Here is an 11,485-nt window from a genome sequence, read left to right as displayed (position 1 = left end):
CATGTCGACATTAGATGAAGCAGAACGCCGCGAATACTACCGTATCGATGCCAGCGTCGCACTGGAAATTAACCCGCTGTCCGCAGCCGAGAGTGCCAGCCACGAGGCGATGAAAGAGACCTCGGCGCTGTTCGACCTGCTCAGCGAGCTGCATGTGAGCGAGTTCGAATCCCAGCACTTGCTGCGTCAGCTCGACGAGCGCGACCGCGTACTCAACAGCTTTCTCAAGTCACTGAACAAGCGCATCGACCTGCTGGGCCAGGTGGTTGCGCACACGGCACTGGGCAAGCTGGGCCGCCCGCAACCGGTAAAACTGTCCGAAGGCGGGATGCAGTTCAATTCGTTGCAAAATTATACGGTGGGCGAAGAACTGTCGATCAAGATGGTCCTCATGCCACAAGCATCGGGCCTGATGCTGCACGCCAGGGTGACGCAGAGCGATCCGGCTGCCGAAGGCGGGTTCGAGACCTGGGTCGAGTTCGTGCAGTTGCCCGACGCCCAGCGACAGCTGATCGCCCGCCATGTTCTGCAGCGTCAGGCGCAGCAACGTCGCCAGGCACTGGAGCGAGGCCAGCCCTCTGGCTCATGATCAACCCCTCATCCGATCACACAAGTAGTTGGGGCCTTAGAGGCCAGGAGTAAACGTGACCCTTATCTACGGCCACCGCGGCGCCAAGGGCGAAGCACCGGAAAACACCCTGACCAGCTTTCAGGAGTGCCTTAAACACGGCGTGCGTCGTTGCGAGCTAGACCTGCACCTGTCACGCGACGGGGAGCTGATGGTCATCCACGACCCGACCCTCAAACGCACCACCGACCGGCGCGGCAAGGTCAACGAACACTATGCTGCCGATCTGGTGACCTACGATGCACGCCAGGGTGGACCTGGCTGGGCGAACCCCTGTCCGATTCCGCGTCTGGAAGAGCTGTTCGAAAAATGCGATTTCGAGCACTGGCAACTGGAAGTCAAGAGCGCCTCACGCACCCGAGCCTCGAACACCGTGCTGGCGATTCGCGAGATGGCTCAGCGCCACGGCTTGCTGGACAAGGTCACCATCACCTCCAGTTCCCGCGAAGTGCTGCGCGCCGCTGCCGAGCTGACACCGGATATCTCGCGCGGACTGGTTGCCGAATACGCCTGGCTCGACCCTTTGAAGGTCGCTCAGAACTACGGCTGCACGATTCTGGCGTTGAACTGGACGTTATGCACCCCCGAGCGCCTGCAAAAAGCACAGCGCCAGGGTTTGCATGTGTCGGTATGGACGGTCAACGAACCTGCACTGATGCGCAGGCTCGCTGACTTCGGCGTGGACAGCCTGATTACAGACTTTCCCGGTTTGGCCACTGCCACGCTCGGGAATCGCTGAAATCGGTCGCCCCGGCCGGCTCAGGCCACCGGCCGGAGTCGCTTAAAAAAGCCGGTTGAGGCCGTCGTAAGCAGCTACCCGATAGGCTTCGGCCATGGTCGGGTAGTTGAACGTGGTGTTCACGAAGTATTTCATCGTGTTGGCCTCGCCCGGCTGGTTCATGATCGCCTGACCGATATGCACGATCTCCGAGGCCTGGTCGCCGAAGCAGTGCACGCCCAGCACCTCAAGCGTTTCGCGGTGGAACAGGATTTTCAGCATCCCGACCCGCTCGCCGGAAATCTGCGCACGCGCCATGCCCTTGAAGAACGCCTTGCCCACTTCGTATGGCACCTTGGCCTGGGTCAGCTCGTGCTCGTTCTTGCCGATCGAGCTGATCTCCGGAATGGTGTAGATCCCGGTCGGTACGTCGTTGACGTAACGCCAGCTGCCGTTGTCGACCACACTGCCCGCCGCCGAGCGGCCCTGGTCGTAAGCCGCACTGGCCAGGCTCGGCCAGCCGATCACATCGCCTGCGCCATACACGCTGGCGACACTGGTGCGGTAGGTTTCGTCGACCTCGATCTGGCCGCGACCATTGGCCTTGAGGCCGATGTTTTCCAGACCCAGCTTGTCGGTATTGCCGGTCCGTCCGTTACACCACAGCAGGGCATCGGCCTTGATCTTCTTGCCGGATTTGAGGTGCAGAATCACGCCGTTATCCAGGCCTTCGACCTTCTCGTACTCTTCGTTATGGCGAACCATCACGTTGTTGTTACTGAAGTGATAACTCAGCGCCTGCGAGATCTCGCTATCGAGGAAGCTCAACAGTTGATCGCGGTTGTCCACCAGTTCGACCAGTACGCCCAGGCCGCTGAAAATCGACGCGTATTCGCAGCCGATCACGCCAGCGCCATAGATGATCAACTTGCGCGGGGTGTGCCCCAGGCTGAGGATGGTGTCGCTGTCATAAATACGCTTGTGGCTGAAATCGATGTCTGCCGGGCGATAGGGACGCGAGCCGGTGGCGATGATGATCTGGTTGGCGACCAGCTTTTCCACCACGCCATTGGCGCAGACCACGTTGACGCTGTTCTCGTCGGCAAAACTGCCCGTTCCAAAGAACACATCGACCCGGTTGCGGGCGTAGTAGGCAGTACGCGAAGCGACCTGCTTGGAGATGACCATTTCCGCATTTTTCAACACATCGGGAAACGAAAACCAGCGCGGCTCACCGATGGCCCGGAACATGGGGTTGGTGTTGAACTGGATGATCTGCTTGACCGAGTGACGCAATGCCTTGGACGGGATAGTGCCCAGGTGCGTGCAGTTGCCACCCACCTGCCGGCGGCTGTCGACCATGGCGACCTTGCGTCCTGCCTTGGCGGCGTTCATTGCCGCGCCTTCTCCGGCCGGGCCGGAACCCAGTACCACCACGTCGTAGTTGTAGACAGCCATGCGTACTCCTTTAGAACAGTCCGAGGCGCCACTCTGGCATCTCTGGCTAAATCACGCGGCGCAGTCTAGCGCTGCGCCGAGGCGGCGAACATTAACCCTTGGTCGTGTCGAAGGCCACTTTTGTCTGTACGGCATTTACTTGGGCTGCTCCGTCACGAGCCGGTAGAACGACGCGTTGGTGCGAATGATAAAGCGCTTATCGGCACGAATCACAAAAAAAGCAGCAATTTGATGCTCTTGGGCATAATTCCAGCCACGTTCTGCGCCCATGATCAACAACACCGACGATAGACCATCGGCCATCACCGCCGAGGGATGAACGACCGTCACCGAGGCCAGACCATGATCTACGGGCATTCCGGTGAGCGCATCCAGCGTGCGTGAGCCCTGGTGCCTGTCGCCGCCATAAAAGCGGGTGTGATCGCTTGAGGTCGACACACTGGAGGAGCCCAGAGCGAAGACCTTCTGCTCCGTCTGCCGATCTGTGCGCGGAATTTCCAGCGTCACTCGCCAGGCAGAGCCATCCGGCTTGCGCCCACGGGTTTTCAGCTCACCGGCGAGCTGCACTTGATAATCGTGCACCCCGAGCGCTTCCAGACGCTGACCGATACGATCCACCGCATAGCCCGCGGCGATGCTGTTGAGATCGACCTGCAACGCAAAGTCTTTGCATAACCGTTGCCCGTCGATACGCAGGCCGCGATAACCGACAGCCACCAACGTGCGATCCAGTTGCTGCCTTGAGGGCGTCTGCTCAGCCTGACCATCAGGAACATCGGGTCCGTGGCCCCAGAGCTCCATAAGCGGCAGGACCGTGATGTCGAAGGCGCCGTTGCTCTCGCGGGAGAGTTCCTGACCAACGCGAACCAGCGTCAGGATCGACTCCGGCATGGCTCGACAACTGCTGGCAGGCAGATCGTTGAAACGCGCAAGCTCCGAGTCGCTGCGCCAGAGGGACATCTGCTGATCGACCTCGGCCAGAATCACATCGACTTCGTGATGCAGCGCCTGACCGTCAGGCTGACCCGCTTCATGCGCGTACACCACCGAATAGTGATTGCCCATCGTAGGCCCGCCGAAACTTTGCAGACTTCGTTCCTGACCACAACCACTGCACAGCAACAGCCCCAGCGACCCTGCGATTTTTACAAACCAACGCAAACTCATTTCCCGCAAGGTCAAAATCGACAAGAGTGCCGTGCGCGTTCTTGTAGGACAAGACTTGAAAAAACGGAACGGGCTCCCCGCAACATCTCCAACAGCCTCTCGCCCCGCCAATACGGTGTTACACCCGATTCCAACCACGCCCCCTCTTTCAGATGAGCGGTATCCATCCATTTCGCCACCCGGCTGATCAAGAAACCGCTGAGTGGTCGTGCGACGCATTCGGGTTCCTGAGAATAGGCGCACGCGCTGAGCATCCGTTGCCGCCTGAACGCTGGATTCCTGAAAAAAATCCGTTGTCAAGTGACCGCAGACTGATAGCGAATTGCCGAAACGGTTGTTTTTGAGCGGTGTAACACATACTGTTACAAATACGCGTAGCGGTGCAGAAATACGCTGCTGCTGCGTATACGGGATAAAAACGACAACGGACTCCAAGCCGACGAGCCTGAGCGAGTAACTAAATGGCCTCCACAACCAGTAAGGGCAAAGCGATCTTTCGCGTTGTCAGCGGTAACTTCCTCGAGATGTTCGATTTCATGGTCTATGGCTTTTATGCCACAGCCATTGCCAAAGCCTTCTTCCCTTCCGACAGCGCCTTCGCGTCACTGATGCTGTCGCTGGCAACCTTCGGTGCAGGCTTCCTGATGCGCCCGTTGGGTGCAATCTTTCTAGGTGCCTATATTGACCGTCATGGTCGTCGTAAAGGCCTGATCGTCACACTGGCCATGATGGCCATGGGCACGCTGCTGATCGCGTGTGTGCCGGGTTACGCGACGCTGGGCGTTGCCGCGCCGTTGCTGGTGCTGCTGGGCCGTCTGCTGCAGGGTTTTTCTGCGGGCGTGGAACTGGGCGGCGTTTCGGTGTACCTGGCTGAAATCTCGACACCGGGTCGCAAGGGCTTCTTCGTCAGTTGGCAGTCCGCCAGCCAACAGGCCGCTGTGGTGTTTGCCGGCCTGCTGGGTGTTGGCCTGAACCACTGGCTCAGCGCCGAGCAGATGACCGACTGGGGCTGGCGCGTACCGTTCCTGGTCGGTTGCATGATCGTACCGGCCATCTTCATCATTCGCCGCTCGCTTGAAGAGTCGCCCGAGTTCGAAGCGCGCACGCATCGCCCGACCCTGGGTGAGGTGGTGCGCTCGATCAGCCAGAACTTTGGCCTGGTGCTGGGCGGCATGGCGCTGGTGGTGATGACCACAGTGTCGTTCTACCTGATCACGGCGTACACGCCGACGTTCGGCAAAAACGAGCTGAACCTGACAGACCTGGAAAGCCTGCTGGTCACCGTCTGCGTCGGGGTGTCCAACTTCATCTGGCTGCCGATCATGGGCTCGTTCTCGGACCGCATCGGGCGTAAACCGCTGTTGATCGCCGCCACCGTGCTGGCCATTGCGACCGCTTACCCTGCCCTGTCGTGGCTGGTTGCACACCCAAGCTTCAGCCACTTGCTGATGGTCGAGTTGTGGTTCTCGTTCCTGTATGGCTCCTACAACGGTGCCATGGTCGTTGCGCTGACCGAGATCATGCCGGTTGAAGTACGCACCACAGGTTTCTCGCTGGCTTACAGCCTGGCCACGGCCACCTTCGGGGGCTTCACGCCTGCCGCCTGCACCTACCTGATCCATGCGCTGGGCAACAAGGCCGCGCCAGGTATCTGGCTGACGGGTGCAGCGGTGCTGGGCCTCATAGCCACTCTGGTCCTGTTCCGCAAGGGCGGTCAGAAACTCGAGGCGCCGGGCGCTGCTGCCACTGCCTGATCCTGACTGGTCTTAAACAAAAACCCGGTCTGACTCGCGTCAGGCCGGGTTTTTTGTATATTTTTGCGGCAGAGTCTGACCGGGCATGGACAGGTCACATACCCGATAAGCGGAGAATCATTTACCTCGTACTAAACGATGGCGTACTCGTACCGGCTTGAACATTCCAGACCGCTGTCCTGCGGCATGCTTTATCCAGCTCGGCCCAAGGGTCAACATTCTCATGCCCGCACCAGCAGCCAGCCAAATGGGAAAATGCAACGCCACGGTCAGCCTCATCCTGTGTGGACAAGCACACTCGGCAAGACACCACGTGGCTGTTTAGCCGCCAGCGGCTGTTCCACTTGATGAGATCGTCGATCATCACCCATTCTCCCCAATCTTTCAGTCTTGTGACTGTGATTGAAAGCAGCCCCTCAAGTTTCTGATTAGAAGGAAGTAACTGACCGACGGCATTCTTTCTCAATCTTGCACCACCACGGCGTTGAGGAGATGGACAGGGTCAACGCCATGCGGCCCCTCAGCGTTGACCCTCAGACTTAAAAACCCAACAAAAAAGCCGAACCCTGCTCGCACAGGATTCGGCCTTCTTGTTACACACTCCCCGGACTGGCCGGGCAGCTCACGTCACCGCTTGCTGACTTTACTGCGGGAACGCTGGCGGATTGACGTCCGCCATGTCTTCCATCACGCGAACCACCTGATGGCTGTAACCGAACTCGTTGTCGTACCAGACGTACAGCACGACGCGGTTATCGTTGACGATGGTCGCTTCAGCATCCACAACACCGGCGTGACGTGAGCCCACGAAGTCAGTGGACACCACTTCCTGCGAGTTCACGAAGTCGATCTGCTTGTGCAGGTCCGAGTGCAGCGCCATGTAGCGCAGGTACTCGTTCATTTCTTCGCGAGTGGTCTGCTTCTCGAGGTTGAGGTTGAGAATGGCCATGGACACGTTCGGCGTCGGAACGCGGATCGCGTTGCCGGTCAGCTTGCCCGCCAGCTCAGGCAGCGCCTTGGCAGCAGCCGTGGCAGCACCGGTTTCGGTGATGACCATGTTCAGCGCGGCACTGCGACCACGACGGTCGCCCTTGTGGAAGTTGTCGATCAGGTTCTGGTCGTTGGTGTACGAGTGAACCGTTTCAACGTGACCGTTGACGATGCCGAACTTGTCGTTGACAGCCTTGAGCACCGGCACGATGGCGTTGGTGGTGCAGGACGCTGCAGACACAATCTTGTCATCCGCGGTGATTTCGCCGTGGTTGATGCCGTGCACGATGTTCTTCAGCTTGCCCTTGCCCGGCGCAGTCAGCACGACGCGGTCGATGCCAGGGCAGGACAGGTGCTGGCCAAGACCGTCGGCATCACGCCATACACCGGTGTTGTCAACCAGCAGGGCGTCCTTGATCCCGTACTGGGTGTAGTCCACCTCGGTCGGGTTCTTGGCGTAGATCACCTGGATCAGGTTGCCGTTGGCGGTGATGGTGCTGTTGGCTTCGTCGATGGTGATGGTGCCGTCGAACGGACCATGCACCGAATCACGACGCAGCAGGCTGGCACGCTTGACCAGATCGTTTTCCGCGCCTTTGCGGACCACGATGGCGCGCAGGCGCAGGCCGTCGCCACCACCGGTTTTCTCGATCAGGATGCGCGCCAGCAAACGGCCGATGCGACCAAAACCGTACAGCACAACATCCGTACCCTTGCGTGGGCTGGTGTTCTGCTGGCCTACAACGCTGGCCAGTTCGTCACGCACGAACTGCTCGGGCGTACGGCCGTTGCCTTCGGTCTTGAACTTGACTGCCAGCTTGCCCAGGTCCACCGAAGCGGCGCCCAGTTTAAGCTCGCTCATCGCCTTGATGAGCGGGAAAGTCTCGTGTACGGACAACTCACTCGCGTCGGACTGACGATGACGCGCAAAGCGGTGAGCTTTGAGAATCGCGATGACTGAACGGTTGATCAGGCTGCGGCCATAGATCGAACTCACCACATTATTATTGCGGTAGAGCTGACCGATAAGCGGGATCATCGCCTCGGCGAGGGCTTCACGATCGATCCATTCACCAAGACACTGGTCGGGCTTCTGAGTCACGGGAACCTTCCACATGTAGGGGCTGAAAAAAGGGGCTACATTATGACCACGCCAGTGTTTATGAGCAATGCACGACTGTCAGATCGTTACGCACTACATAATTTGAGCCCGTAAATACGCGGTAATAGTCCGGAAAACTGACAGCCACCACCTTCCCCCGCTACAATCGCCGCCCCTGTTGCAACGCCTGGAGCCTGACCTTCCGTGCCAGTTCTGCGTCTACCGCCTCTCTCTGCCGCTGCAGGCAAACACCACTGGGGCAATCTTCCCGGTGCCGCACTGAGCCTGGCGATCGCCGAGGCGGCCAGCGCCGCCAAGCGCTTTACCCTGCTTCTGACCGCCGACAGCCAAAGCGCCGAGCGGCTGGAACAGGAGCTGAAGTTCTTCGCGCCTACGCTGGCCGTACTGCACTTCCCCGACTGGGAAACCCTGCCTTACGATCTGTTCTCGCCGCATCAGGACATTATTTCCCAGCGCATCGCGAGTCTTTATCGCCTGCCGGAGCTGGAGCATGGCGTTCTGGTAGTACCGATCACCACCGCCCTACATAGACTCGCGCCGACCAAATTCCTGCTGGGCAGTAGCCTGGTGTTGGACGTCGGCCAGAAGCTCGATGTCGAAGCCATGCGTAGCCGCCTGGAAGCCAGCGGTTATCGCTACGTGGATACGGTGTACGAACACGGCGAGTTCACCGTGCGCGGCGCGCTGATCGATTTGTTCCCGATGGGCAGCAAGGTGCCTTACCGCATTGATCTGTTCGACGACGAAATCGAAACCCTGCGCACTTTCGACCCGGACACGCAGCGCTCCATCGAGAAGGTCGAGTCGGTACGTCTGCTGCCTGCACGCGAATTTCCACTGAAGAAAGAAGAAGTGACGCGCTTCAAGGCGCGCTTTCGTGAGCGCTTCGACGTGGACTTCCGGCGAAGCCCGATCCTTCAGGACCTGAGCAGCGGCATCACCCCTGCCGGTATCGAGTACTACATCCCGCTGTTCTTCGAGGAAACCTCGACCCTGTTCGACTACTTGCCGCAGGACACCCAGGTGTTTTCGCTGCCGGGTATCGAGCAGGCCGCAGAGAACTTCTGGAAAGACGTACGCAATCGTTACGAAGAGCGCCGCGTCGACCCTTCGCGTCCGTTGCTGCCACCGGCCGAACTGTTCCTGCCGGTCGAAGACTGCTTCGCTCGGCTGAAGAACTGGCCTCGCGTCGTCGCCAGCCAGCAGGACATCGACGCCGGTGGCGACCGCGCGCGCTTCCCTGCGCAAAGCCTGCCGGACATGGCTATCGAGGCCAAAGCGACCCAGCCGCTGGCTGCGTTGTCAAAATTTCTCGATGAATTCCCCGGCCGCGTGCTGTTTACCGCCGAGTCGGCGGGTCGACGGGAAGTCCTGCTGGAATTGCTGGAGCGCCTCAAGCTGCGGCCAAAAACGGTCGACAGCTGGCTCGACTTCGTGGACGGCAAGGACCGGCTGGCGATTACCATCGCGCCGCTGGACGAAGGCCTGCTGCTGGAAGACCCGGCCCTGGCACTGGTTGCCGAGAGTCCGCTGTTCGGTCAACGCGTCATGCAGCGTCGCCGCCGCGAGAAACGCACCGATGGCGGCAACAACGATGCGGTCATCAAGAACCTGACCGAACTGCGCGAAGGCGCGCCGGTAGTCCACATCGACCACGGTGTCGGGCGCTACCTGGGCCTGGCCACGCTTGAGGTCGAGAATCAGGTCGCTGAATTCCTGATGCTGGCTTACGCCGAGGACGCCAAGCTGTACGTCCCGGTCGCCAACCTGCACCTGATTGCCCGCTACACCGGCAGCGACGACGAAATGGCGCCGCTCCACCGCCTGGGTTCGGAAACCTGGCAGAAAGCCAAGCGCAAGGCCGCCGAGCAAGTGCGCGACGTGGCCGCCGAACTGCTGGACATTTACGCGCGTCGTGCCGCCCGGGAAGGCTATGCCTTCGCCGACCCGAAAGCCGATTACGCCACCTTCAGCGCGGGCTTCCCGTTCGAAGAGACGCCGGATCAGCAGACCACCATCGAAGCCGTGCGCGCCGACATGCTGGCACCCAAGCCGATGGATCGACTGGTCTGCGGCGACGTGGGTTTCGGCAAGACCGAAGTTGCCATGCGCGCTGCATTCATTGCCGTGCACGGCGGGCGTCAGGTCGCGATTCTGGTCCCGACCACCCTGCTCGCCCAGCAGCACTACAACAGTTTCCGCGACCGTTTTGCCGACTGGCCGGTGACGGTCGAGGTGATGAGCCGCTTCAAGTCGGCCAAGGAAGTCAGCGCCGCCGTCGCCGATCTGGCCGAAGGCAAGATCGACATCGTCATTGGCACGCACAAGCTGCTGCAGGACGACGTGAAGATCAAGAATCTGGGGCTGGTCATCATCGATGAAGAGCACCGTTTCGGCGTGCGTCAGAAAGAACAGCTCAAGGCCCTGCGCAGCGAAGTCGACATCCTGACCCTGACCGCAACGCCGATTCCGCGCACGCTGAACATGGCGGTGTCGGGCATGCGCGACCTGTCGATCATCGCCACGCCACCGGCACGCAGGCTGTCGGTGCGCACCTTCGTCATGGAGCAGAACAAGCCCACGATCAAGGAAGCGCTGTTGCGCGAATTGCTGCGCGGCGGGCAGGTCTATTATCTGCACAACGATGTCAAAACCATCGAAAAATGCGCCGCCGACCTCGCCGAACTGGTGCCCGAAGCCCGTATCGGCATTGGCCACGGCCAGATGCGCGAGCGCGAACTCGAACAGGTGATGAGCGATTTCTACCACAAGCGCTTCAACGTATTGATTGCCTCGACCATCATCGAGACCGGCATCGACGTGCCGAGTGCCAACACCATCATCATCGAGCGTGCCGACAAGTTCGGTCTGGCGCAACTGCACCAGTTGCGCGGCCGCGTCGGGCGCAGTCACCACCAGGCGTATGCCTATCTGCTGACGCCACCGCGCAAGCAAGTCACCCGCGATGCCGAGAAGCGTCTGGAAGCCATCGCCAACACCCAGGACCTGGGCGCAGGCTTCGTGCTTGCCACCAACGACCTGGAAATCCGTGGCGCAGGCGAACTGCTGGGCGATGGCCAGAGCGGCCAGATCCAGGCCGTTGGCTTCACGCTGTACATGGAAATGCTCGAACGCGCGGTGAAGTCGATTCGTAAGGGCGAACAGCCCAACCTCGACCAGCCACTGGGCGGCGGACCGGAAATCAACTTGCGCGTGCCGGCACTGATCCCCGAGGCCTATCTGCCGGATGTGCACACCCGCCTGATCCTCTACAAACGCATTGCCAATGCTGCCGACGAGGATGGCTTGAAGGACCTGCAAGTCGAGATGATCGACCGCTTCGGCCTGCTGCCGGAGCCGACCAAGTCGCTGGTGCGAATCACGCAACTCAAATTGCGCGCCGAGCAACTGGGCATACGCAAGATCGACGCCGGGCCGCAGGGTGGGCGCATCGAATTTGCCGCCGAAACACCGGTTGATCCGCTGACCCTGATCAAACTGATCCAGAGCCAGCCCAATCGCTACAAGTTCGAAGGTGCCACGCTGTTCAAATTCATGGTGCCCATGGAACGCGCAGATGAGCGTTTCAACACGATCGAAGCGCTGCTTGAGCGCCTGACCCCGACAACTGCTTGAAGGATTCATCC

Annotated in this window: 7 protein-coding genes; 4 read left to right on the top strand and 3 right to left on the bottom strand. The window is 60.1% G+C overall.

Annotation, left to right across the window (positions count from 1 at the left end; genetic code table 11):
* The first annotated feature begins 1 nt into the window (after position 1).
* Positions 2 to 589, top strand: a complete 588-nt coding sequence (locus H8S56_RS10910) for a PilZ domain-containing protein (protein ID WP_024694395.1) — start codon at positions 2 to 4, stop codon at positions 587 to 589.
* 55 nt (positions 590 to 644) lie between these two features.
* Entirely contained in the window at positions 645 to 1,367 is a 723-nt protein-coding gene (locus H8S56_RS10905; RefSeq protein WP_187518633.1) for a glycerophosphodiester phosphodiesterase, read from the top strand.
* Positions 1,368 to 1,409: 42 nt separating this feature from the next.
* Here H8S56_RS10905 and sthA read toward each other — a convergent pair whose 3' ends face one another.
* Positions 1,410 to 2,804, bottom strand: a complete 1,395-nt coding sequence (sthA, locus tag H8S56_RS10900; protein ID WP_024687323.1) for a Si-specific NAD(P)(+) transhydrogenase — start codon at positions 2,802 to 2,804, stop codon at positions 1,410 to 1,412.
* Between the two features lie 135 nt (positions 2,805 to 2,939).
* Positions 2,940 to 3,971 (bottom strand): FAD:protein FMN transferase, encoded by a 1,032-nt coding sequence (locus tag H8S56_RS10895; protein WP_187518677.1) that lies wholly within the window; start codon positions 3,969 to 3,971, stop codon positions 2,940 to 2,942.
* A gap of 461 nt (positions 3,972 to 4,432) precedes the next feature.
* Here H8S56_RS10895 and tcuC point away from each other — a divergent pair, with 461 nt between their 5' ends.
* The gene (gene tcuC / locus H8S56_RS10890) at positions 4,433 to 5,725 is read left to right on the top strand and encodes an MFS transporter (protein ID WP_024687321.1); all 1,293 of its coding nucleotides are present in this window, start codon (positions 4,433 to 4,435) and stop codon (positions 5,723 to 5,725) included.
* A gap of 643 nt (positions 5,726 to 6,368) precedes the next feature.
* On the opposite strand, the gene H8S56_RS10885 is transcribed toward tcuC, so the two are convergent.
* Entirely contained in the window at positions 6,369 to 7,832 is a 1,464-nt protein-coding gene (locus H8S56_RS10885) for a glyceraldehyde-3-phosphate dehydrogenase (protein ID WP_083185824.1), read from the bottom strand.
* 189 nt (positions 7,833 to 8,021) lie between these two features.
* Here H8S56_RS10885 and mfd point away from each other — a divergent pair, with 189 nt between their 5' ends.
* Positions 8,022 to 11,474, top strand: coding sequence for a transcription-repair coupling factor (gene mfd / locus H8S56_RS10880; RefSeq protein ID WP_187518632.1), 3,453 nt, complete (start codon positions 8,022 to 8,024; stop codon positions 11,472 to 11,474).
* Positions 11,475 to 11,485: the final 11 nt, after the last annotated feature.

The organism is Pseudomonas triticifolii, from assembly GCF_014358015.1.
In the GTDB taxonomy this organism is placed as follows: Bacteria; Pseudomonadota; Gammaproteobacteria; order Pseudomonadales; family Pseudomonadaceae; genus Aquipseudomonas; species Aquipseudomonas triticifolii.
Note: the sequence above shows the minus strand (reverse complement) of the source record. Positions and strands in the feature narration are given on the sequence as shown.

Bases quoted from the DNA above. Each gene is read 5' to 3' on its own strand.
- H8S56_RS10910 (WP_024694395.1), top strand. From the start codon at position 2: ATGTCGACATTAGATGAAGCAGAACGCCGCGAATACTACCGTATCGAT.
- sthA (WP_024687323.1), bottom strand. From the start codon at position 2,804: ATGGCTGTCTACAACTACGACGTGGTGGTACTGGGTTCCGGCCCGGCC.
- H8S56_RS10895 (WP_187518677.1), bottom strand. From the start codon at position 3,971: ATGAGTTTGCGTTGGTTTGTAAAAATCGCAGGGTCGCTGGGGCTGTTG.
- tcuC (WP_024687321.1), top strand. From the start codon at position 4,433: ATGGCCTCCACAACCAGTAAGGGCAAAGCGATCTTTCGCGTTGTCAGC.
- H8S56_RS10885 (WP_083185824.1), bottom strand. From the start codon at position 7,832: ATGTGGAAGGTTCCCGTGACTCAGAAGCCCGACCAGTGTCTTGGTGAA.